We start from the raw sequence: 24,968 nt of genomic DNA on the forward strand, positions 1-24,968 counted from the left end.
AAATGTTATAGGGGAATAGATTCGTAGCCCTATTTCGAAAATCTCGCCAAAATGAAACAACCGCTGCTCGATTTGGCAGCGGTTTGTCTGTTTTAATAAATAGAAGTGTTTGATTTTGAGATAGTTTCGATGATTTCTTTGACTCTTTGTAAGAAACGTCCGGCAATCAGCCCATCTAGCACTCTGTGGTCCAGGGATAGACAGAGATTGACCATGTCACGAACGGCAATCATACCATTGTTCATAACAACAGGACGTTTAACGATGGATTCAACCTGCAGGATGGCTGCCTGTGGGTAATTGATAATGCCCATCGATTGAACAGAGCCAAATGAACCGGTATTGTTCACGGTAAAGGTTCCGCCCTGCATGTCTTCAGACTTAAGTTTGCCGCTTCTTACTTTGGCAGCTACCTCGGAGATTTCACGAGCAATTCCCTTAATGGTTTTTTCGTCTGCATTTTTTATAACAGGAACAAATAAAGCATCATCCGTTGCAACAGCAATTGAAATATTGATGTCTTTCTTTTGGACGATTTTTTCGCCTGCCCACATTGAATTAATTTGTGGGAATTCCTTTAAGGCTTGCGCAACAGCTTTAACAAAGAAGGCAAAGAAGGTTAAATTGAAGCCTTCTTTTTTCTTGAACTCGTCTTTAATGGAAGTACGGTATTCCACTAAATTAGTAGCATCCACCTCAACCATTGTCCAGGCATGCGGTGCTTCGTGCTTGCTGCGTAGCATATTAGCTGCAATTGCTTTGCGGACACCAGTAACTGGAATTTCAATGTCTCCTGGAGTAACAGGTACATTTACTGCTGGAGCTGCTTGCTTGGCTCCTGCTGTCACTTGAGTTGTAACAGTTTGGGCCACCTCTTGAACCTGCTGTAGTTTAGCTTCTTGTTTAGGAGCCTCTACTTTTTGCTGGGCAACTGGGATATTTCCTGATTCAATTATCTTCTGCAAATCTTTTCTAGTAATCCGACCACCCGCACCGGTGCCTGACACCAAAGTTAAATCGATACCATGTTCTTGAGAGAGCTTTAATACTGCTGGAGAGTAACGGACCTTGTTTTCTTGGTCTGCTTGGGAAACGTCAGCGTCTGCTCCTTCATTTTTTTCCATTGCTTTGTTTTCTACAGGAGAAGCTTCCGCAGTATTGCCACCTTCAATTTCAATCGTACAAATTATTTCTCCAACGGATAAAGTATCGCCTTCCCCGGCAATCAGTTCCTTAATCACACCTGTGAATGATGATGGGACCTCTGCATTCACTTTATCTGTCATAACCTCTGCAAGAGGATCGTATTTATTTACTTTATCGCCAACAGAAACAAGCCATTTACTGATCGTGCCTTCTGTAACACTTTCACCTAGTTGAGGCATTTTAATTTGTTCAACAGCCAATGATTAAACCTCCTTTTGTGCAAATAACTTCGTGTAAAATATTAAAATTCAGCCAGTTCCCTCATTGCTTTCTCCACTTTATCAGGATTAACCATAAAGAATTTTTCCATTGTCGGTGAATAAGGCATAGCAGGTATATCCGGTCCTGCTAAACGTTTAATCGGTGCGTCTAATTCGAATAAACAATGTTCAGCAATAATCGCCGCAACTTCACCCATAATGCTGCCTTCTTTATTGTCCTCAGTGACAAGTAAGACCTTTCCTGTTTTAGAAGCAGCCTCAATGATAGCTTCTTTATCAAGTGGATAAATCGTCCTTAAATCAAGTATGTGAGCTGAAATTCCATCCTTGGCTAATTTTTCGGCAGCTTGAAGGGCAAAATGTACACAAAGACCATATGTAATGACCGTAATATCTTCCCCTTCACGTTTTACATCCGCCTTGCCAATTGGCAGTGTATAATCATCTGTTGGTACTTCGCCTTTTATTAAACGGTAAGCCCGCTTATGCTCAAAGAATAGAACGGGGTCATCGTCACGGATTGCTGCTTTTAATAAACCTTTTACATCATAAGGTGTAGATGGCATCACAATTTTCAAGCCCGGCTGATTAGCAAAAACGGCTTCCACCGATTGAGAATGATAAAGTGCTCCATGAACACCACCACCATACGGTGCACGAATAACAATAGGACAACTCCAGTCGTTATTAGAACGATAGCGAATTCGAGCCGCTTCCGAAATGATTTGGTTAACTGCAGGCATAATAAAGTCGGCAAATTGCATCTCGGCAATCGGACGCATTCCGTACATCGCTGCACCTATCCCAACACCGGCAATCGCTGATTCTGCTAGAGGTGTATCGATAACGCGCTGTTCTCCGAATTGCTCGTACAAACCTTGAGTGGCCTTAAAAACGCCGCCTTTTTTCCCTACGTCTTCACCGAGGACAAAAACTTTCGGATTTCGTTCCATTTCTTCACGAATGGCCATGGTTACGGCATCAATATAAGAAATTACTGCCATTATTCATTCCCCTCCGCATAAACATATTTCATTGCATCTTCTGGTGCTGCATACGGAGCATTTTCTGCATAATCTGTAGCTTCATTCACCAATTTCATGACGCGATCGTTAATTTCTTTCTCAAGCTCATCATTCATGACACCTGTTTCTTTTAAATAGGCACCAAAAGTTATGATCGGATCCTGTGTTTTTGCCTTAGCAACCTCATCCGGAGCCCTATATGAGCGATCATCATCATCAGAAGAGTGCGGTGTTAAGCGGTAGGAAACTGTTTCAATCAGCGTCGGACCTTCGCCGCGACGGCCACGTTCAGCAGCTTCCTTTACTGCTTGATATACCTCTAAAGGATCATTTCCATCAACCGTAATCCCTGGCATTCCATAGCCAATTGCACGGTCAGATACCTTTTCGCACGCTAACTGCTTTTCAATTGGAACAGAGATGGCATATTTATTATTTTCACACATGAAAATAACTGGAAGCTTATGAACACCTGCAAAGTTCGCACCTTCATGAAAGTCACCTTGGTTAGAAGATCCTTCTCCAAAGGTTACAAAGGAAACGAAATCTTTTCCTTCCATTTTCCCGGCAAGAGCTACTCCAACCGCATGTGGTACTTGTGTTGTTACAGGAGAAGATCCGGTGACAATTCGATTTTTCTTTTGGCCAAAATGGCCTGGCATTTGTCGACCGCCTGAATTCGGATCTTCCGCTTTTGCAAAGCCAGAAAGCATCAGTTCTTTCGGAGTCATTCCAAATGTTAACACCACTCCCATATCACGATAATATGGAAGTACATAGTCCTTTTCACGGTCAAGTGCAAAAGAAGCACCAACTTGAGCGGCCTCCTGGCCTTGGCATGAGATGACAAATGGTATTTTACCTGCACGGTTCAACAACCACATCCGTTCATCAATTCTCCGGGCCAAAAGCATAGTTTCATACATTTCCAAAACGTTTTCATCGTTTAAACCTAAAGCAGTGTGACGCTTTTCTGCCATTAAATTCTTACCTCCCATTAATTCGTTCAAACTTAAGAATGAATTGCTTTTCCTTCTACTGCAAGGGCAGCTTCACCAATTGCCTCCGATAGAGTCGGATGAGGATGAATAGTATGAGCTATTTCCCATGGTGTAGCATCCAAAACCATCGCCAAGCCAGCTTCAGAAATCATGTCTGTTACATGTGGACCAATCATATGCACCCCTAGAATATCATTGGTTTTTTCATCGGCGATTATTTTAACAAAACCATCAGATTCTCCAAATACAAGTGCTTTACCAATTGCTTTAAATGAAAATTTACCTGTTTTTACTTGATATCCTTTTTCGATTGCTTGGTCCTCTGTAATCCCAACACTGGAAACTTCCGGACTACTGTAAATACACCTAGAAACAAGCTTGTAATCAAGTGGCGATGGATTATCTCCAGCGATATGCTCCACAGCAATAATCCCTTCGTGCGAAGCAACATGTGCAAGCTGCAGTCCACCAATCACATCACCGATTGCGTATATATGGGACTCCTTCGTTTGGAAAAATTCGTTCGTGACAATAAAACCTTTTTCTACCTGTATTTCAGTATTTTCAAGTCCGATTCCTTCGGTATTTGCCTGACGGCCGACTGAAACAAGCAGTTTGTCAGCTTTAAATTCCTTTTGTTCGCCTTTCACTTCTGCTGAAATGGTCACACCATTGTCTCTGATAAGAGTTTCAGGGAGAACTTTTGCACTTGTAACAAATTTAATTCCTTTTTTCTTCATTACACGCTGCATTTCTTTTGATATTTCTTTATCTTCGGTTGGGATGATTCGGTCTGCATATTCAATTACTGTAACCTCAACACCGAAATCTGAAAGCATCGAAGCCCATTCAATTCCGATCACTCCGCCGCCGACTATAATAATCGAACTTGGTAGTGCATCAAGCTGCAGTGCTTCATCAGAGGACATGACCAAGCCTCCATCTATCTCAAGCCCGGGTAATGACCTTGGTCTTGAGCCGGTCGCAACAATAACATTTTTCGGAATCAACATTTCATTTTCTTGGCCATTGTTCATTTCGACTGAAATGGTTCCTGGCATTGGCGAAAAAATTGATGGCCCTAGAATTCGGCCAAGTCCTTCGTATACATCAATTTTACCTTGCTTCATTAGATGCTGAACGCCTCGATGCAGTTGATCGATAATTTTATTTTTTCTTTCCTGAACTTTACCAAAATTAACCTCTACATTTCCTGTAATAACGCCAAAATCCTCGCTTCGTTTTGCGGTTGCAAAAACTTCAGCACTACGGAGTAGAGCCTTACTTGGGATACAGCCTTTATGCAGGCAAGTACCGCCTAGTTTACCTTTTTCAACAATCGCTGTTTTCAGGCCTAGCTGCGAGGCACGAATGGCTGCCACATAGCCGCCGGTACCTCCGCCTAGTATGACTAAATCGTATTCCCTTGCCACAATCATTTCCTCCCCAAAATTCTTAAATTATTACCGTTTCAACACTTCCGGGGTATACTTTTACTTTTTCTTCGCCACGTAAGACACGAAGAGCCCCTTCAGCTAATGCTTGAAGCTCATTTTCACCCGGATGAACAAACACATCGGCAATCCAATTAATCCTATCCGTGATAGTTTTGACGAAGCTTTTTCCATAGGCTAGACCGCCCGTTAAAATAATAGCATCCACCTTCCCTGAAAGAACAGTACTAGCGGACCCAATTTCCTTTGCGACCTGGTAAGCCATGGCATCATAGACCATTTTTGCCTTCTTATCGCCTGCTTCAATCCTTTTTTCAACTTCTACGGCATCATTCGTTCCCAGATAACCGACAAGTCCCCCTTTACCAACAAGCATCTTCATAATTTCTTCCCTGTAGTATTCACCTGAGAAGCAGATGGAGATTAAATCTCCTGCTGGGACTGTCCCTGCACGTTCTGGACTAAATGGACCATCACCGTGAAGACCATTGTTAACATCGATTACTCTTCCTTGTTTATGTACTCCGACAGTTATACCTCCGCCCATATGGGACACAATAAGGTTGAGTTCATTGTAATTCTTGCCTAGTTCCTTTGCAACTTTTCGGGCAACTGCTTTTTGATTTAGAGCATGAAAGATACTTTTTCTTTCAATCAATGAAAACCCTGATATTTTTGCAATCAAATCAAGCTCATCAACGACTACGGGGTCGACAATATAGGAAGGAATATTTAATCCCGAAGCAATTTCATAGGCAATAATCCCACCTAGATTTGAAGCATGCTGCCCGGAAAAGCCTGACCGTAAATCAGCTAACATGGCGTCGTTTACTTCATATGTTCCACCTTCAATGGGGCGTAACAATCCACCACGTCCGCAGACTGCAGATAATTTGGAAATATTAATTCCTGCTTTATCCAATGTGTCCAAAATAGTCTTTTTTCTAAAGTCATACTGATCAATAACATTAGGAAAAGAATTAATAATTTTAGCTTCATGGCGAATCGTTTTTTCAAAAACAGAGATTTCATTATCGAAGATTCCAATTTTTGTGGAAGTCGAACCCGGGTTGATGATAAGAATTCGATTATTTGTTGCTTGCAACATTTTATCCTCCAATATGAAAGGTAAAGGAGGATGTCCCAAAAGGGCTGACCTCTCTCTTAACACTCAATTTATAGTCGCTTAATTAAAAAGTTCAACTATAAATTGTAGGTTGAGGGGTATGACACTTTGGTTGGGACATCCTCTTTACCATTACTCATACACAAAAATAGATTTACCTTGTTCTTCTACGGCTTAAAATATTATGTCCATTCTGTAGAAACTGGCTACGAGAATTACGTAATTTTTCAATCCGTTCTTCAGCCATACGATCTGCAGCAACATATGTTGGAATTCCATCACGCTTAGAAATTTCTATTACTTTTTCAATACTGTTATAGATTTGTTCAACTTTTTTCATTGCCCGTTCATGGTTATATCCATAAAGTTCATCGGCCACATTGATAACCCCGCCGGCATTAATAACATAATCTGGGGCATAGACAATCCCTAATTCATGGATGATATCTCCGTGACGTGTATCCTTTAATTGATTGTTAGCTGAACCAGCAATCACTTTTGCTTTAAGCTGAGGAATGGTGTCATCATTAACTGTTGCTCCTAAAGCACATGGAGCATAAATATCACATTCCACGCTATAAATTTCGTTCGGATCTACTGCACGGGCACCAAACGCTTCCACAGCCCTTTGAACTGCTTCTTTGTTAATATCCGTTACGATTAACTGTGCACCTTCTTTATGCAAGTATTCACATAGAGTATAAGCTACATTTCCTACTCCTTGAATCGCAACCACTTTTCCTTCGAGTGAATCTGATCCGAAAGCCTCTTTAGCCGCTGCCTTCATACCGCGATAGACGCCATAAGCAGTTACAGGAGAAGGATTTCCTGAAGAACCGAAGGCAGGTGAAATCCCTGTAACATAATCAGTTTCTTCATGGATTAAATCCATATCGGCAACAGTTGTACCAACATCTTCTGCCGTAATATATCTTCCATTAAGACCTTGAACGTATCGTCCAAAGGCACGGAACAATTCTTCATTCTTATCTTTTCTTGGATCACCAATGATAACTGTTTTACCGCCGCCAAGATTTAATCCCGCTGCTGCATTCTTATAGGTCATGCCTTTTGCTAAGCGCAAGGCATCTTCAATGGCTGCTTCTTCCGATTCATAAGTCCACATCCGTGTTCCACCTAATGCAGGTCCTATAGTAGTATCATGGATCGCAATAATGGCTTTTAATCCAGATTGTTTATCTTGACAAAATACTACTTGTTCATAATCATATTTTTCTAAGTACTTAAAAATTTCCATGTTTCATTTCCTCCTCAGATTTACAATTCTATTTGTTTACAGAGCATATGGCGAGTGCGAGAGAATACAGTTTACTTTCAGCAGAATCAGCTCTAGATGTTAATACAATTGGCGCTGCAGCCCCAGCAATCACTGCTCCGACTTTCGCATTTGCAAAATAAATCAACGATTTATACAATACATTTCCTACCTCTATGGCTGGAACTAATAAAATATCAGCTTTTCCAGCCACTTCACTGCGGATTCCTTTATGTTCGGCCGCTAATGAAGATACGGCATTATCTAATCCAAGCGGGCCATCCACAATGCAACCAGAAATTTGTCCTCTTCTATTCATCATCGTTAAGGCGGCTGCATCAATCGTGGCCTGCATTGCAGGGTTTACAACCTCGACAGCTGCAAGAGGTGCTACTTTTGGATTTTCAATTCCGATTGAATGGGCGATTGAAACAGCATTTTTTATGATCTGCGCTTTTTGTTCCAAATTCGGATCAATATTCATCGCCGCGTCTGTTACAATGGTATAGCGGTTAATCCCAGGAATTTCAAAGACAGCTACATGGGATAAAACATTTCCTGTCCTTAAACCATATTCCTTATTCAAAACCGCTTTTAGAATGATATTGGTTTGAATATTACCTTTCATCAATACGGTTGCTTCTTTGCTAGAAACCGCTTGAACAGCTAATTCAGCCGCAGAAGTTTTTGAGTCTGCATGAACAATCTTTAGCTGTTTATTACTTGCCATTTCACGGTTCTTTTCGTCAATAATCGCTTGAATTTTTTCTTTATCACCAAATAAAAGAAAATTAGCGAGATTGCGGTCTATTGCATCTAATACTGCTTCAATTACATCCGTGTCCTCTGCTGCAGCAACGGCAACCGTGACTGAGTTCAATTGGGTTGCTTTGTCAATCAGTGAATCCAGCAACAAGTAATCATCAACCCCCTTCTCACATCAACTGCAATTCCCGTATAAGTAATGTGCAAGAAACATGCCAAAACAATATTATTGAAAGCGTTTTATTTTTCTTAATATAACTATGAAAAAAAATTCATACTAAGAAAATTATTGCACGCTATTTTTTTCAAGATTGTATTTCTCAAGCTTGTAATATAAATTTCTTACAGATAGTCCCAGCTCTTTAGCCGTTACTGTTTTGTTTCCATTAAAACGATTAAGTGCTTGTTTTATTATTTTCGACTCAAATTCTTCCACCATGTCTGCTAAGGAACGGTTTTGAGTATTAGGCACTTGGATCTGCAGAGAAGAGTGTCCATCACCAGCCTTTTTATTTTTTAATTCAGGAACGTGCTGGACATTTATAAAGCTCTCATAATAATTCATGAAAATTATCGCTCTTCCAAGAATATTTTCTAATTCCCTAACATTTCCAGGCCAATCATATTCCATTAACTTAAGCATAGCATCTTGAGTAATCCCTTCCACATTACGGCCATAATCACGGTTTATTTTTTGGATCAGCCTTTCACATAGTTCAGGAATTTCTTCTTTTCGATTTCTTAGCGGAGGTATATGTATTGGCATGCGATTTAATCGATAGTACAAGTCTTCCCTAAAAGAGCCAGCAGCAATCCCCTTTTCAAGATTGACATTGGTTGCCGCAATAACTCTTACATTTATATTGATGGGCTTTGTCCCTCCAACACGAATGATTTCATTTTCCTGCAAGACACGAAGCAGTTTTGCCTGAGTATTTGCTGAAAGCTCACCAATTTCATCTAAGAAAATGCTTCCGTTATTGGCCTCTTCAAATAATCCCCTTTTCCCGCCTCTTAAAGCACCTGAAAAGGCTCCTTCTTCATAGCCAAATAACTCGCTTTCCAACAATGTTTCAGAAATAGCCGCACAATTAACACGAATAAATTTGTTAAATTTACGGTCACTTGCATTATGGATCGCATGGGCGAACAATTCTTTACCTGTCCCTGATTCGCCTCTTAACAGGACGGTTGCTGGTGTTTTCGCTCCAAGCTTTGCTTGTTCAATCGCAAGCATCATTTCTTCAGATTTACCAATGATATCTTCAAAAGTGTATTTTGCTTCTAATGTGCGAATGATTTGCCTGGCTCGGCTCAATTCTCTGCTTAGTGACTTTAGTTCTGACATATCATGTATAACGCCAACACTACCTTTTAATTTCCCTTCTACTATTATTGGCGCAACATTGACAATCACTTCCCTTTTGCTTGGTCCAACCCGCATTGCAACCCCACGAACAGCTCTCCTCGTTTTTAATACCTTCATATGCATGCTTTCACCTTCAGAAATATCTGCAGTGGCTGGTTGTCCAATGACCTGCTCTTGGGTAAGTCCTGTAATGCGTGAATATGCCGGATTAATGAGGATTCCTCTTCCATTTTCATCCACCACAGAAATGGCATCATCGCTTGAGTGAATAATCGCTTGAAGCATGGTTTGAATTTCTTTTAAATCAGTTATTTCTTCTGCAAGGTTAACCACTTCTGTTATATCTTTAAAAACAGCAATCGCCCCAACCAGATTTCCATTTTCTTCAATGACAGGAATCCTCGTTGTAATAATTTTTTTGCCATTATCCAAGATCATTTCTTGATTCGTTTCAATTCGCCTTGTTTTTAAGATAACAGGTAAGCGAGTTTGTGGAATCACTTTATCCACAGGTTTACCAATCACTTGTTCTTTTTTTATGCCCATCATTTCTTCAGCGCGCCGGTTAAACAAAATCACTATTCCATTTGAATTGATTACCATCATACCATCATTGGTAGAGTTAAAAATAAGCTCTTGTTGATAAGAAACATGCTGTTGTTTATGTATGAGCTCTTCTTTTTCTTCCAAAAGCTTCGAAAGAAGAAAAGCAACACTTCCTGGAATGAGGATCGTTTTCTGATTTTTGGCATCCCTTAAGGCGTGAAATACCTCTTCATTCCCGGTCACTTCTATGATAATATCGATTTGATCTGTTAAAAACGGCTTCCAATTAGTCCCTGTTGTAATACCTTCTTGTTGAGCTAATAGGACACCAGGTGCATCTAAGTTTCGATCAATAACAACTTGAACATTCAATACCTCTGACTCTTTTAAAAATTTTAGAATCGCAGTACCACCTTTTCCAGCTCCCACGATCATAATATTTTGCATCTTTTTGCTCCTTTCCTTAAGTTAAGAAGGCTTTTTCATGTTGTCAACGGAATTTATGCAATTTTTTTCAATTCCTATTGTATCGTTAGGAACCTACCTTGACAAATTTTTTCTGTATACTATTATTTTGGATAAAGGAATAACGTCATTCGTGTATCCCAATTTCTTTTGGAAGGAAAATAGTATGAAGCGAATCATAGCTCTAATGATATTATTGATTCCAGGTTTTCTAGCTGCGTTTGGGATCAAATTAATGCGTGATATGACATTTGGAATTCTTCAAGCACCATTCCCTTATTTATGGCTTCAGTTTCTTACTGGACTCATCTTTTTTATTGGGGGTCTTAGTTTCGTGGCAGGATTTATTTTTCACCGCGACCGTAAACGTAATAAGGTGCAGATGCGGTTTCAAGGGAAAGAAAATTCTTCACCTGTAGAACAACATAAAAAATAAAAAGAGGCCATTACGGTCTCTCAGGCTGTTGAAAAATTTTCGATAGCCTTTTATTTCATTTACTTTCTTTAATAATTCACCGCGTTAATTTATTATAATATAATTATATATAGGCTGTTCAATAGGTCTGTTGATTGGAGCGGAAGGTGCGAAGACTCCTGCGGGAGTACGGGGCAGGGGAGACCCCACAGGCGCTAAAGCGCCGAGGAGGCTCCCCGGCACGCCCGCGGAAAGCGAAGCACCTTCCGCTCCAATCAACAGGCCAGCTAGCAATGAGTTAATAAAAATCGGTATTTTAGTTCGCGACAAAATAAAAAATTGCCGAGAAAAATACCCTTTCTCGACACTGGAGAGGCCATTACGGTCTCTTTTCATATTGTTTTCTTATTCTTAAGGCCTTAACAGGGTCGTCAGTAATAAATGCCGTACAATCGAGTTTAAACAGCCTATGCATGTGAAGTTCTTTATTAACGGTGTAAGGTCTGACTGCTACTCCATTATCGATAGAAGTTTTAATAATTTCATCTGACACGGTTGAATGCTTTGGATGAATTCCTTTTGCTCTAATGGATTTGCAATAAATCCATGGCATATAAATTCCTTCAATGAAAAGCGGGGCAGTTTCAATTTCCGGTGCTAAGCGATAACAATAGACAATACTATAGTGATTAAATGAAGAAATTATGATCCTATCACTCAGTCCATAGGAACTGACGAGCTCAATGACCTTTTCCTCCATTCCTTCATATGGAATTAGTCCATTTTTCAATTCAATATTACAAACTAATCGATTAGTTTGCATCCATTCCAATACTTCAATTAAGGAAGGAATGGGTTCTTTTTTAAACCCTTTTGTATTGGCATTAAGTTTTCTAATTTCTTTAAACAAAAAACCTTTTACAAATCCTTTTCCGCTTGTTGTTCGGTCAACCTTTTCATCGTGGATGACAACAATTTCACCGTCTTTTGTTAATTGGACATCCAATTCTATTCCATCCGCTCCTGCTTTCTCGGCTTCTATGAAGGAATTCATCGTATTTTCAGCAAATTGAGCGGAGTAACCACGGTGAGCAATAATTTGAGTCATTTATTCACACCCTTACAAAATAGTAGAGAATCCCGTGCAACTCCCCGAATCAGATCCAAGACCCTCTATTAAATGAAATGCGTCTCTAAAATAGCTTATGCATTATGCACAACATATTCTTATTCGAAAAGAAAAAGCCTTCATCAAAATGGAGGCCTTCACTGTTTATTTTTTCAAGAGGCTTTATGTTCTAAACGTAATTTATCGGCAACCATGGCAATAAATTCGCTATTCGTTGGTTTCGCTTTTGACATACTTACTGTATAACCAAATAGCGAGGAAATGGAATCAATATTTCCACGGCTCCACGCTACTTCAATTGCATGTCTGATGGCTCTTTCTACTCTGCTCGCAGTTGTATTATATTTCTTTGCAATATCAGGATACAGTACTTTTGTAATTGATCCTAATAATTCGATATCATTATAAACCATCGAAATTGCTTCACGGAGGTAAAGATAACCTTTAATGTGGGCGGGAACTCCAATCTCATGAATAATGCTTGTAATACTTGCATCAAGATTTTTCGGCTTTTGTTCCATTTGTTGACGATAATTTGCTGCAGGCAGCTTTCTTGTTATCGGATTGCCTTTACCGCTTACTTGACGAATGTGATTCCCTAGATTTTCCATATCGAACGGTTTTAAAATAAAATAGGAAGCACCTAGTTCCACTGCTTTTTTTGTAACATCTTCTTGTCCGAAGGCTGTCAGCATAATGACATTAGGTAATGTCCCTTTTTTCAGCTCTCTTAAACGCTCAAGTACGGCGAGTCCATCTAAATGCGGCATGATAATATCTAAAACAAGGACATCTGGATCGACCTCGCTTAAAAGGTCCAAGCATTCTTGACCATTATGAGCAATGCCGGCAACTTCCATATCTGATTGGGAAGAAATATAGTCCTCTAATAAGCCAACTAATTCCCTATTATCATCAACAACACAAACTTTTATTTTTTTCAAGCCCGCTTCCTCCTCAAATCAATTAGGTTATCCATACCATCAATAATCTCTATTTACTATTGTAAATTACAAATTCGACAATGCAACAAAAATTCCTTTCATTTTTTTAATATTTCTTAAAATAGTTAAAATATCTTAAAAATTCTTTCATTTTCTTCTATATTCGACGAATTTCGAACATTTTCCAATAAATCTCAAGTTTTTATTCAAAAAAAGGCAGAAAAAAGGCGGATTTCGCCTTTTTCTGCCTTTTATGTCTAGCTCCAAAGTTTCCTTCAAACTAATCTTAACTTGCTTTTTCCTTTGGAGTATCATATATATTTATACCTGCCTCGTGTAGCATCCATTCGATATGCACTCCGTATCCGGATGTTGGGTCATTAACAAAGACATGAGTTACTGCACCGACTAGTTTCCCATCCTGAATGATGGGGCTTCCACTCATTCCCTGAACAATCCCTCCCGTTTTTTCAAGAAGTTTAGGATCTGTTATTTTGATTACCATGCCTTTTGTTGCTGGGAATTTTTGTGGTATCGTACTGACAATTTCAATGTCAAATTCTTCTACACGATCATCGTTAACGACTGTTAAAATCTTAGCAGGTCCTTCTTTCACTTGATTGGATAACGCAATAGGAATTGGCTTATCCAAAATTCCATTTTTAATTTGTTTATTGATTTCGCCAAAAATTCCAAACGGACTATTCTTCTGTATGTTTCCTACTATTTCACGATCAGAGGAAAACCTCGCCAGTTTTTCACCTGGGTCACCGTTACTTCCTTTTTCAATCGATGTAACAGTCGAACGAACAATTTCACCATCTTCGACTACGATTGGTTTCTTTGTATCCATATCTGAAATCACATGCCCAAGGGCACCATATTTTTTAGATTGTGGGTGAATGAATGTCATTGTCCCAATACCTGCAGCTGAATCCCGAATATATAAACCAAGCTTGTACGTGTTTTCTCCTTTATCCTTTAATGGAGTAAGCTTTGTCGTAAATTTTCCGCTTTCACGGCTAATCATCATATTTAATGCTTGCCCATTTTGACCTGCCTCCTGAACATAAGGAGCTACATCCGTCATTTTTTCAATTTTGTTACCATTTATTTCGGTAATGATATCGCCAACTCTAATTCCAGCCATTTCCCCTGGAGACTTTTTTCCAGCTAAGGTATTAACCAAATGGTGACCAACGACTAATACGCCAACAGTATTCAATTTTACACCAATTGATTGTCCACCTGGGATAACTCGAAAATCTTTTAAGACCTGTACATCGACCATCTTAATAGGAATTCCAGCATATTCTAAAAGCAATTCATTTTTCCCATTTTCTACTGCCTTTAAAGAAACCGAATTCTTTTTTTGTTCAAGTGAGATATTTGTTTTGTGAGATACTAAAGCTGCTGATACCGGGGCAGCCTTTTGAAATGTAAATTTCTGTCCTTCAAAAATTGTGATGGATTTAGGTATATTTAGGTATTGTTGAAAGGGTTGAAGGAAAATAATACTTACTAATGAAACAAGGAGAATTCCACCAATTATTTTTCTGATTATTTCTGACTTCAAAATTTTCACTCTCCTCGCTTCTAGTAACTGAATCCTAAATGGCTACATCTATAAGATTGCCTCGTTCACAAGCATTTATAACTGGCTGCAATATAAAAAAGCTACCCAGAATGGATAGCTTTTCAATTTTTTTTATTTTCTGCAGCTAAAAGCAATAATTCTTCTGCATGTTTTTTCGTTAAATCGGTAATTTCAACACCAGAAATCATTCGGCCAATTTCTTTTATCTTTTCCTCGATTTGTAACGGTGTGACAGAAGTCCTCGTTCTTCCGCCTTTAATTATTTTTGAAATAAAGAGGTGTGTATCAGCCATGGCTGCTACCTGAGGTAAATGGGTAATACACAATACTTGTGAAGAGTGAGCAACCTTGTAAATTTTTTCAGCAATTGCCTGTGCAACTCGTCCACTTACTCCTGTGTCAACCTCATCGAAAATAATTGAAGTAACACCTTGATGTTTGGAGAAAATACTCTTTAAAGCCAGCATGATTCTTGATAACTCACCGCCCGAGGCGACTTTTGACAAAGGCTTCAGCGGCTCGCCCGGATTGGTAGAGATAAAGAACTCAACATGATCTACCCCATCTTTTGAAAAATGCTCTAAGTCTGTTTCAAAGCGAATTTCAAATACTGTTTTTGACATATACAGTTCTTTAAGCTCTTTATGGATAAACCTTGTCAGTTTATCAGCCCATCTATGTCGAAGGTCTGTTACTTGCTTTGCCTCTAAGATTAAGTCTTTCCTAATGGAAGTAAGTTCTTTTTCCAATTGACCTATGTGAGATTCTTTATTCTGAATGATTTCAATTTCTTCCTCAATTTTGGCCGAATACTCCAAAATTTCTTCGATTGTTTTGCCGTACTTTCTTTTTAATTGGTTAATTTCATTAAGCCGATCTTCAATTTCATTCAATCTTTCCGGATCAAATTCTAAGATGTCTAATTCATTTCTTAGAGATCGTGCCAGATCCTCTAATTGATAAAAACTATTCGCAACCGATTCGAAAATTTCTTTATACTCAGCATCAACCGCGGCAGCATCTTCTAAATGCCCCATTACCATACTAATCCAGTCCAAACCTTTTTGGTCTCCATTTAAGGCATTATAACCGGCTTGAATCGCCTCAAAAATTCTTTCAAAATTCCCAAGCCTTTTCTTTTCCTCGAAAAGTTCTTCATCTTCATGAAGTTTTAAGTCAGCTTTTTGAATTTCATCTAATTGAAACTGTATAAGGTCAAGACGATGGGCAGTTTGCTGTTCATTTTTGCTTAAAGATTTTAGCTTATGTAATGTTTGTTCATAGCGATGGAATACTCGCTGATATTCTGAAAGCGCAAGGGAAATTTCATCAGAGCCAAATTGATCCAGCAAGCTTAAATGCCTTGTTTCATCCATTAATTCTTGATGCTCATGTTGACCATGGATATCTACAAGGGTCGAACCCATTTCCCGAAGGGTCGAAATGGTTACAAGCTTCCCGTTGATTCGGCATATACTTTTTCCTGTTCGCGAAATATCGCGTCTTAACACAATCATTCCGTCTTCTATATCAATACCTAATTCTAAAGCCTTCTGGTAACATGGATGATGTTCATCGTCTATTTGATAAAGCCCTTCAATTTCGGCTTTTTCTTCACCATGACGAACAAATTCACTAGATCCTCGCCCACCAACTAACAAATGAATCGCATCAATAATAATCGATTTTCCTGCGCCTGTTTCCCCGGATAAAACAGTTAGTCCCTTTGCAAATGAAATAGACAAGGCTTCAATAATGGCGAAGTTTTTAATCGATAGTTCTGATAACAATATACATTCCCCCAGTTAAAGCATTTCAAGGAACCGATTTTGTATAATCTCTGTATCCTCATGTGTTCGGCAAATGATTAGAAGGGTATCGTCACCACAGATGGTACCCAATATTTCGTCCCAATCGAGGTTATCAATTAACGCCCCAATTGCCATTGCATTTCCTGGCAGACACTTCATAACAAGCAAATGTCCGGCAGAATCAATTCGAACAAAGGCATCCATTAACATTCTCTTAAGCTTTTGTAATGGATTAAATCTTTGGTCAGCCGGCAAACTGTATTTATACCGTCCATCAATTAATGGCACTTTAACAAGATGTAGTTCTTTAATGTCACGAGAAACAGTTGCCTGCGTTACATTGACCCCGGCATTTTTTAGTTCATCGACTAACTCATCCTGTGTTTCAATATCATTATTCGTAATGATTTCGCGTATTTTAATATGGCGCTGTCCTTTATTCATTTTCTCACTCCAAGCCTAAAAACAATTTATGTTTTTGCAGTAATTTGTCGCTTCACCCCCTATGTTAGCCGATTTCGGTATACTTGTACATAAAGGCTGTAAAAATGTAAGAGGATGTCCCAAAAGGGTCTACCTCTCGCTCAACACTCAATATTGTAGGTTGATGGGTCTGACACTTTTTTGGGGGACATCCTCTTACTGTTCTTTGAATTCCTGATGTGATTGATTGACAATCTCCAATGGAGTGACAGGTAAAATGTTTCTACCGCCTTCATTAAGGCCTCTCCATTTTAGATGTAAAAGAAACTCGATATTTCCATCCCCTCCGGTAATAGGCGAATAAGATAAATTGATTGCCTCATACCCTTGGAGTATGGCAAAATCCACAATTTTCGTAATGACCTGTAAATGAACTTTGCCATCACGGACAATGCCTTTTTTTCCGACCTGATCACGTCCAGCCTCGAACTGGGGCTTTACAAGTGCGATGATATCACTATCCGGAACGAGAAGAGTTTTTAATACAGGTAGAATTAATGTCAAGGAAATAAAAGACACATCAATAGTAGCAAAATTGGGCATTTCACGATCTAAGTCAGCAGGTGTCACATAACGGAAATTAGTTCTTTCCATTACAACAACTCGATTATCCTGACGAAGCTTCCAGGCAAGCTGATTATAACCAACATCTAAGGCATAGGACATTTTCGCACCATTTTGTAAGGCACAATCCGTAAATCCACCTGTTGAAGCCCCGATATCTAGCAATACTTTATCCTTAATGCTGACATCAAAAACCTTTAATGCTTTTTCAAGCTTCCATCCGCCCCGGCTGACATATGGGAGCACATTTCCTTTTATCGTTAAGGGAATATCTATCTTTACCTTTTCTCCTGGTTTATCCAAGCGCTCTTCATTCGTGTAAACAAGTCCGGCCATGATCGCCCTTTTTGCTTTTTCACGTGTTTCAGATAAACCTCTTTCCACTAATAAAACGTCTAATCTCTCTTTATTCTTCATATATTATGCCCTTTGTTGTTTTTTCCCTGCAAGAAGGGTAAGTCTTTTAACTACTTCTTCCGTCGTTAAACCAATTTCCGCAAGCAGTGACCCTACATCCCCATGTTCAATGAATTGATCAGGAATGCCCATTCTGCTAATGACTGAATGGTAATAGCCGTGATCATTTGCAAACTCCAAGACTGCACTTCCAAACCCACCATGTAAAACGGCCTCTTCAATGGTCAGAATTGGGATATTGAGTCCTAATAAAGAAATCAGCATCTTTTTATCAAGTGGTTTTATAAAACGGGCATTCACAACTTTAATTGAGGTTCCTTGTTTTTCAAAAATAGCAGCTGCTTCCATCGCCATTGGGATGGTTGTACCAAATGTTAAAATTACTGCATCAACGCCATCTTTAAGAATCTCCCATGTTCCAATCGGTATTTTTCGGAAATGTCCATCCATTGGAACACCAATCCCGTTACCGCGCGGAAATCTCATAGCAATCGGTCCATCGTCATAATTTAGCGCAGTGTAGACCATATGCTGCCCTTCATTTTCATCCTTTGGCATCATTAAAACAAGATTAGGTAAATGGCGTAAAAAAGCAATATCAAACACACCTTGATGGGTTTCTCCATCTGCACCTACCAATCCGGCACGGTCAATACCGATAAAAACATTAAGGTTTTGGCGGCAAATATCATGAACCACCTGATCGTAGGCACGTTGTAAGAAGGTAGAGTAAATGGCTAAAAACGGCTTCATATTTTGGGTAGCTAACCCTGCTGCAACAGTTGCTGCATGCTGTTCTGCAATTCCTACATCGAACATTCGATCGGGAAATTCACTAGCAAACCCTTCTAATTTTGAACCAACTGGCATTGCCGGGGTAATAGCCACAATCCGTTCATCCCCGCGAGCAAGCTTCCGGACCGTTTCACTTACCAAACTGCTCCATGCAGGAGGTGGTGTTTTTGATGGTTTGATAAAGGCACCAGTCTCCGTTTTATAAGGACCTGTACCGTGCCAAGTCCCTGTTTTATCACTTTCTGCAGGATAGTACCCTTTTCCCTTCTTCGTAATAACATGAAGAAGGACAGGTCCCTCAGTTTTTTTCGCATAGCTCAAGTTATCAAATAAATTTTCAAAGTTGTGTCCGTCAACAGGACCTAAATAGGTAAAGCCTAGTTCTTCAAAAAACATACCGGAAACAAGCAAATATTTAAGACTGTCTTTAATCCTTTCAGCAGTTGCAGCCAATTTACCGCCAACCGCAGGAACTTTCTTTAACAATACTTCAAGCTCATCTTTTACCCATTGATATTTGCCTGCTGTTCGTAACTGACCTAATATATTGTGAAGGGCACCCACATTTGGAGCAATTGACATTTCATTATCATTTAAAATCACAATCATATTTTTCTTTTCATGTCCGATATGATTTAGGGCTTCTAATGCCATTCCGCCTGTTAAAGCCCCATCACCAATAACCGGGACAACATAGGATTTTTCCTTTTTTAAATCCCGTGCAATAGCCATTCCCATCGCTGCTGATAGCGATGTGGAACTGTGCCCTGTTTCCCAAACATCATGCTCGCTTTCCACACGCTTCGGAAACCCACATAGTCCTTTAAATTGTCTTAAAGTATTAAATTCACTAGCTCTTCCTGTTAAAATTTTATGGACATATGACTGATGTCCGACATCCCAAAGGATTTTATCCTTTGGGCTATCAAAGCATTTGTGTAAAGCAATGGTTAATTCAACCACTCCTAGATTGGGTCCAATATGGCCACCAGTTATAGACAGCTTGTCAATCAAGAATTGGCGAACTTCTTGACTTAGAGCCTCCAACTCTTTATTTGACATTCCTTTTAAAAAGGATGGGTCTTTTATTGATAACAAATCCATTTTGGGACAACTCTCTTTCCTACTTTTTCTAATATGTCACATCCCAATAAGATAAGCGTGAGGCGCCCGCTTATCGGCGACAAGCACAAGACGAGCCGGCCGTAAGGTTGCTTTTTTAACCTTTTGGACGGATTGGCTTGTGACCTCGAGCCGATGGCGCCTGAAGCTGGTCAATTCTCGAAATCACAATGATATACTTTCTAAACTTCTAAAAAATAGCCGCTAACACGCATGTGTAACGGCACCGTCAACGTTTTATCCAATGGAATCCATTATATCACAGTTGCTTAGCTGCCTCAAATATCTGTTTGTTAATGGTCTCTGGCAGCTACTAAATCTGTTAGTTCCATTAGCAAGTCCGTATTTAAGCCTACCTTTTGAAGGTTTTCCTTAGCAAGATTGATTTGCGTTTTTAATGCTTCTTTTGCACCTTCTAATGATAACAAACCTGGATATGTACTTTTATGATTTGTTGTATCGCTTCCAACAGGCTTGCCAATTAGGTCTTGATTACCAATTACATCAAGAATATCATCCTGTATTTGAAAGGCAAGTCCTAAATGATGAGCAAATGCTGACAAACTTTCAATTTGACTAGGAGTGGCCTTTGCGATTATCGCTCCAGCTAAAACACTAAATCCTAAAAGTTTTCCTGTTTTATGAATATGAATATATTCAAGCTCTTCAAGTGTTAGTGCCTTATGTTCACCCTCCATATCGGCAACCTGGCCACCTACCATTCCTTCTGTTCCTGCAGCCTTTGCCAACTCAATCACTAATTTTTTTGTGGTTGATGGATCTTCCTCTGGAATCTTCCCCATTACCTCAAAGCTATAAGTAAGAAGTGCATCTCCTGCTAAAATGGCAACAGCTTCTCCAAACACTTTATGATTGGTAGGCTTGCCTCTTCGAAGATCATCATTATCCATACTTGGTAAGTCATCGTGAATTAATGAGTACGTATGAACCATTTCAATAGCAGCGGCAGCAAGGAGCCCCTTTTGGGGATCTACTCCAAACGCGTCCAATGTAGCGAACACCAATAAAGGACGGATACGTTTACCACCTGCTTCAAGAGAATAATGCATCGCATCTTTAATAACAGAAGGAGCCTCAAGTTGATCGACCAGGGTTCTTAGTTCTGCTTCTAGTAGTTGTTTATACTTACGTGCAAATGCATCTAGCATCCTGGTTTCCAATTTCTATTCCTCCTCATCGATTGAAAAGCTCTCCGTCCGCCCGTCTTCGGTTATCATTTGCGTTAATTGTTCTTCCACGCTTTTTAATTTATCATGGCAAAGCTTTGAAAGTTCCATCCCCTCTTTGTAAAAAGCAATCGCTTCTTCCAATGGAACGTCTCCTTCTTCAAGTTTATCCACAATTTGCTCTAATTTAATCATTGCATCCTCAAACGATAGTTTTTTTTCCGTTGTCACTCGATTCGCTCTCCTTTTATATTGTGCACTTTACAATAAAGACTGCCATCTGATAATTGAATTTGAATGGATTCATCTTCTTTCACCTGTTTGATACTTTTCACAAGCTGATCATTTTCTCTATATACAAGACTAAATCCTCTTTCCATGATTCGTAACGGGCTGAGAGCCTGTAGTGTTGAAAGTACCCTATCAAATTCCGTTTGGTTTTTAGAGAGAATTTGCAGCATTGCTCTTTTTAAGTCCTTTTCGGAGCGGGCCAAACGATTTTCTGCTTCTTGAATTGCTTCGTTTGGATGGTTCCGCAATAACTGTTTATGGAGCTTTTCAAGCTGTCCTTTTTTAAGTTCAGACAGTCTGGATGCTCCCCGAACAAGCATTTCCGTCAACTTATCAATTTGTTCAAGCTTTTGCTCATATAGACGATGTGGGTAACGGAACGCGTACGATTTCCGCACACGACTTAGCCTATTTTTTTCCAAACGAAATTTTTCATTCATGGCTCGGATCAAACGGGTTTGCCTCTGCAAAATTCTTTCCATTAGCTCCTCAATATGTGGTACTGCCATTTCTGCTGCAGCTGTCGGAGTCGGAGCCCTTAAGTCAGCAACAAAATCAGCAATGGTAAAATCCGTCTCATGACCAACAGCGGAGATAATGGGAACGTTTGAAGCATAAATAGCCCTGGCTACTAGCTCCTCGTTAAAACCCCATAGCTCCTCAATCGAGCCACCTCCGCGACCTACAATTAATACGTCGATTTCAGCCATTTTATTTGCCTTTTCAATCGCCTTTACAATCGAGGGAGCAGCGTTTTCTCCCTGAACGAGTGCAGGAAATACAAGAATCTTCGTAATTGGAAAGCGTCTTTTGATGGTTGTAATAATATCGCGAATTGCAGCACCGGTTGGCGAGGTGATGACACCAACGGTTTTAGGGTATAAAGGGATTGGCTTTTTCCTTTCACGTGCGAATAAGCCTTCTTGTTCTAGTCTTTTTTTCAGCTGTTCATAGGCTAAGAATAACTCCCCAATCCCGTCAGGCTGCATTTCTTTAATATAAATCTGATATTGCCCGCTGGGTTCATAAACGGTGATATCACCTTTGACAATCACCTTCATCCCGTTTTTTGGAGAAAACTTCATGAAGCGTGATTGACTAGAGAACATAACGGCAAGAATGCGAGCTTTTTCATCCTTTAAAGTGAAGTACATATGTCCACTTGAATGCTGTTTAAAGTTCGAAATTTCACCTCTAACGTGAATATCGACTAAATGAGGGTCTGCATCAAATTTTCTTTTTATGTATTTCGTTAGCGCGGTTACTGATAAATACTTGTGTTCCTGCATATGATCTCCTCTTTGAACAATATAAGAAAAGCGGAAGGCGCCTTTAAATGGACAATTCTCGAAGTCCAATGATATCTAAATTCTGATTTTATAAAAAAACTGTCCTTATCTATATTTATTTAGTCCCTGTTCTTATCTTCTAGGATGGAATAGGCACATAAATTGAAATAAAAGATAAGGACAAATTCTTATTTTCACTATTATAATCAGCCCATGTATAAGAGCATGAAAAATTTTTCACATAGTTTTACGCGTAATCAAACAGGTTTAAACTAAATAGAACCAGCATTCTTTGCAGATTTAACTGTATTAAACATCAGCATTGTGATAGTCATCGGTCCAACTCCCTTTGGAACAGGGGTTATAAACCCGGCTTTTTCACTCACATCTGCAAAGGACACATCTCCACAAAGCTTTCCGGTTTCATCGCGATTTATTCCAACATCAATGACAACTGCGCCTTCTTTTATATGGTCAGCCTTAATAAAATTCGGAATTCCCACTGCAGCGACGAGAATATCTGCTTGAGTTGTATGTAACAGTAAATCTTTTGTTTTGGAGTGACAATAGGTTACGGTTGCATTTTGATTCAGTAATAATTGTCCTACCGGTTTACCAACAATATTACTTCTCCCCACCACTACCACATTTTTCCCAGAAACTGAAACACCCGTTTCCTCTAATAGGACCATAATTCCATATGGAGTACAAGGTAAGAATGAATCTTGTCCTGTCATCATCCTGCCAATATTGATTGGATGAAAACCGTCAACATCCTTAACAGGATTGATTGATTCAATTACCTTTTTTTCGTTGATATGCTTTGGAATAGGCAGTTGTACTAGGATACCATGAATGCTCTGGTCGTTATTTAATTCATTAATTTTTGAAAGTAATTCCCCTTCAGAAACAGTTTCCGGGAATTCAATTAATAAGGAGTGCATTCCAAGATCTTGGCATGCTTTTTGTTTGTTATTTACATATGTTCTTGATGCATGATTATTTCCGACAAGGATTACGGCCAAACCTGGTGTTATTCCCGTCTCTTTTAATTTTAGAACTTCTTTTGCTATCTCTACTCTTTTTTTCGCTGCAATTTCTTTTCCATCAATGATTTTCGCTGTCATAATTTTCCCCTTTTTCAAGAGAACCCAATCAGACACTTAAAGCTTTTGTTTCACTTTTGATAAAACACCATTAATAAACCGGCTCGATTGGTCATCTCCGAATATTTTGGCAATTTCAATAGCTTCATCCAAAACGACATTTTCAGGTACTTCATTTTTGGCATATTTCAATTCGTATGCAGCAATTCTTAACAGGTTTCGGTCGACTGTTGCTAAACGATCCATCGTCCATTTTTCAAGGTTTTCAATAATTAACTGATCAATTTCTTCTTTATGCTCAATAACGCCAAATACGATTCGATTTAAATATTCGTCACCTTCCTTCCCCTCTAAAACATGATCGATTGCGAAAGCGGGATCTGTATTGCTGACATCGATTTGAAAAAGAGCCTGTAAAGCTTTTTCCCTAGCTGTTCTTCTTTTCATTATACCTTTAACTCCTTTATAGAAATGAACTTATTTTTGTCAAATTATTATACAGTTAATCGTAAAAAACTTTATTAACGCTTATATAGGATGTGTTAAACTTGTCTGTTAATTTGCGCTCAAGAAGCGAGCATCCGCGGGCGTTCCGGGGAGCCTCCTCGGCCCTTGAGCGCCTGTGGGGTCTCACCTGCCCCGTACTCCCACAGGACGTTGAATCAGCATCTTTGAATCTACACCGCACGAAGGAAATGCGATAGCATTTTCGAGGATCTCGCGCCTTCCGCTCCAATCAACAGAGTTTTAAAAATCAACAATGACCTTTAACACAGCAAACATATAAAAAGATAATAGCATAACTAAAAGAGATTCGCACATAGAAATGCGGAAGACGCCCATTTAGCGATGTATGTCCTTGATTGCTCCTTCGAAGATAATAATGGAAACATGAGAAAATAATTATTAAGAAAAAGCGAAAACCAAAGGAGTGATTCCTTTGGTTTTCTCATTCTACATTTCCTGATCAGTTTCTGGTTCGATCATTTTCGCCTCAAACTGAACGCCAACTACATGAATGTTTACTTCCTCTGCATCGAGTGCCGTCATATTCAGCAATGCCTGACGAATATTGTCCTGTATCTTCTGGGCTACAGATGGAATGGAAACTCCGAACTTCATTAAGCAATATACATCCACAGTAATTCCCGACTCAGTCAGCTCTACTTTGACGCCTTTACCATGATTTTTCTTTCCTAATCGCTCGACAACGCCAGTGGCAAAATTGCCGCGCATCCCAGCTACTCCCTCGACTTCAGAAGCAGCAATTCCGGCAATTACTTCAATTACTTCTGGAGCAATTTCAACCTTACCATGTCCGCTATTTTCTTGCTCCATTTCCAAGATATTAAATTCACTCATCC

General features: G+C 39.4%; 22 protein-coding genes. 1 reads left to right on the plus strand and 21 read right to left on the minus strand.

The features are described 5' to 3' along the window. Positions 1–92: 92 nt before the first annotated feature. The 8 genes from BN1082_RS19770 to BN1082_RS19805 form a co-directional block, all read right to left on the minus strand. Complete coding sequence (locus BN1082_RS19770; protein ID WP_090637345.1) at positions 93–1,406, minus strand: dihydrolipoamide acetyltransferase family protein; 1,314 nt, start codon at positions 1,404–1,406, stop codon at positions 93–95. A 41-nt stretch (positions 1,407–1,447) separates the two neighbouring features. Then, positions 1,448–2,431, minus strand: a complete 984-nt coding sequence (locus tag BN1082_RS19775; RefSeq protein WP_090637350.1) for an alpha-ketoacid dehydrogenase subunit beta — start codon at positions 2,429–2,431, stop codon at positions 1,448–1,450. Then, positions 2,431–3,432 (minus strand): thiamine pyrophosphate-dependent dehydrogenase E1 component subunit alpha, encoded by a 1,002-nt coding sequence (locus BN1082_RS19780; RefSeq protein ID WP_090637352.1) that lies wholly within the window; start codon positions 3,430–3,432, stop codon positions 2,431–2,433. The genes BN1082_RS19775 and BN1082_RS19780 overlap by 1 nt, the downstream gene beginning before the upstream one ends. A gap of 32 nt (positions 3,433–3,464) precedes the next feature. After that, positions 3,465–4,886, minus strand: coding sequence for a dihydrolipoyl dehydrogenase (gene lpdA / locus BN1082_RS19785; protein ID WP_090637354.1), 1,422 nt, complete (start codon positions 4,884–4,886; stop codon positions 3,465–3,467). A 22-nt stretch (positions 4,887–4,908) separates the two neighbouring features. After that, positions 4,909–6,015, minus strand: coding sequence for a butyrate kinase (buk, locus tag BN1082_RS19790; RefSeq protein WP_090637356.1), 1,107 nt, complete (start codon positions 6,013–6,015; stop codon positions 4,909–4,911). 172 nt (positions 6,016–6,187) lie between these two features. Then, positions 6,188–7,291 (minus strand): branched-chain amino acid dehydrogenase, encoded by a 1,104-nt coding sequence (gene bcd, locus BN1082_RS19795; protein ID WP_090637358.1) that lies wholly within the window; start codon positions 7,289–7,291, stop codon positions 6,188–6,190. A 28-nt stretch (positions 7,292–7,319) separates the two neighbouring features. Continuing rightward, positions 7,320–8,225, minus strand: coding sequence for a phosphate butyryltransferase (gene yqiS / locus BN1082_RS19800; protein WP_090637360.1), 906 nt, complete (start codon positions 8,223–8,225; stop codon positions 7,320–7,322). 135 nt (positions 8,226–8,360) lie between these two features. After that, positions 8,361–10,436, minus strand: coding sequence for a sigma-54 interaction domain-containing protein (locus BN1082_RS19805; RefSeq protein ID WP_090637363.1), 2,076 nt, complete (start codon positions 10,434–10,436; stop codon positions 8,361–8,363). Between the two features lie 184 nt (positions 10,437–10,620). Here BN1082_RS19805 and BN1082_RS19810 point away from each other — a divergent pair, with 184 nt between their 5' ends. Continuing rightward, positions 10,621–10,890, plus strand: coding sequence for a DUF2627 domain-containing protein (locus BN1082_RS19810; protein ID WP_090638445.1), 270 nt, complete (start codon positions 10,621–10,623; stop codon positions 10,888–10,890). A 358-nt stretch (positions 10,891–11,248) separates the two neighbouring features. On the opposite strand, the gene BN1082_RS19820 is transcribed toward BN1082_RS19810, so the two are convergent. From BN1082_RS19820 to BN1082_RS19880, 13 genes are all read right to left on the minus strand, one after another. Continuing rightward, a complete protein-coding gene (locus BN1082_RS19820) occupies positions 11,249–11,977 on the minus strand; it encodes a glycerophosphodiester phosphodiesterase (protein ID WP_090637368.1) in 729 nt (242 codons plus the stop codon). A gap of 173 nt (positions 11,978–12,150) precedes the next feature. Continuing rightward, entirely contained in the window at positions 12,151–12,942 is a 792-nt protein-coding gene (gene spo0A, locus BN1082_RS19825) for a sporulation transcription factor Spo0A (RefSeq protein WP_090637370.1), read from the minus strand. Between the two features lie 286 nt (positions 12,943–13,228). Then, the gene (gene spoIVB, locus BN1082_RS19830) at positions 13,229–14,518 is read right to left on the minus strand and encodes a SpoIVB peptidase (protein WP_090637372.1); all 1,290 of its coding nucleotides are present in this window, start codon (positions 14,516–14,518) and stop codon (positions 13,229–13,231) included. Positions 14,519–14,640: 122 nt separating this feature from the next. Continuing rightward, positions 14,641–16,329 (minus strand): DNA repair protein RecN, encoded by a 1,689-nt coding sequence (gene recN, locus BN1082_RS19835; RefSeq protein ID WP_090637374.1) that lies wholly within the window; start codon positions 16,327–16,329, stop codon positions 14,641–14,643. Between the two features lie 15 nt (positions 16,330–16,344). After that, positions 16,345–16,794, minus strand: coding sequence for a transcriptional regulator AhrC/ArgR (gene ahrC / locus BN1082_RS19840; protein ID WP_090637376.1), 450 nt, complete (start codon positions 16,792–16,794; stop codon positions 16,345–16,347). A 195-nt stretch (positions 16,795–16,989) separates the two neighbouring features. Further along, positions 16,990–17,814, minus strand: coding sequence for a TlyA family RNA methyltransferase (locus BN1082_RS19845; RefSeq protein ID WP_090637379.1), 825 nt, complete (start codon positions 17,812–17,814; stop codon positions 16,990–16,992). A gap of 3 nt (positions 17,815–17,817) precedes the next feature. Next, positions 17,818–19,713 (minus strand): 1-deoxy-D-xylulose-5-phosphate synthase, encoded by a 1,896-nt coding sequence (gene dxs / locus BN1082_RS19850; RefSeq protein ID WP_090637381.1) that lies wholly within the window; start codon positions 19,711–19,713, stop codon positions 17,818–17,820. A 311-nt stretch (positions 19,714–20,024) separates the two neighbouring features. Continuing rightward, a complete protein-coding gene (locus BN1082_RS19855) occupies positions 20,025–20,900 on the minus strand; it encodes a polyprenyl synthetase family protein (RefSeq protein WP_090638448.1) in 876 nt (291 codons plus the stop codon). 15 nt (positions 20,901–20,915) lie between these two features. Beyond that, the gene (locus tag BN1082_RS19860; protein ID WP_090637382.1) at positions 20,916–21,149 is read right to left on the minus strand and encodes an exodeoxyribonuclease VII small subunit; all 234 of its coding nucleotides are present in this window, start codon (positions 21,147–21,149) and stop codon (positions 20,916–20,918) included. Continuing rightward, the gene (xseA, locus tag BN1082_RS19865) at positions 21,146–22,498 is read right to left on the minus strand and encodes an exodeoxyribonuclease VII large subunit (protein ID WP_090637384.1); all 1,353 of its coding nucleotides are present in this window, start codon (positions 22,496–22,498) and stop codon (positions 21,146–21,148) included. The genes BN1082_RS19860 and xseA overlap by 4 nt, the downstream gene beginning before the upstream one ends. A 272-nt stretch (positions 22,499–22,770) precedes the next feature. Next, complete coding sequence (folD, locus tag BN1082_RS19870) at positions 22,771–23,625, minus strand: bifunctional methylenetetrahydrofolate dehydrogenase/methenyltetrahydrofolate cyclohydrolase FolD (protein ID WP_090637386.1); 855 nt, start codon at positions 23,623–23,625, stop codon at positions 22,771–22,773. Positions 23,626–23,661: 36 nt separating this feature from the next. Next, positions 23,662–24,051, minus strand: a complete 390-nt coding sequence (nusB, locus tag BN1082_RS19875; RefSeq protein ID WP_090637388.1) for a transcription antitermination factor NusB — start codon at positions 24,049–24,051, stop codon at positions 23,662–23,664. Positions 24,052–24,558: 507 nt separating this feature from the next. Then, on the minus strand, positions 24,559–24,966 hold the full coding sequence (locus tag BN1082_RS19880; protein WP_090637390.1) for an Asp23/Gls24 family envelope stress response protein: 408 nt from the start codon (positions 24,964–24,966) through the stop codon (positions 24,559–24,561). Between the last annotated feature and the right edge of the window lie 2 nt (positions 24,967–24,968).

It is taken from the genome of Neobacillus massiliamazoniensis, from assembly GCF_001048695.1.
GTDB classification, from domain to species: Bacteria; Bacillota; Bacilli; order Bacillales; family Cytobacillaceae; genus Neobacillus; species Neobacillus massiliamazoniensis.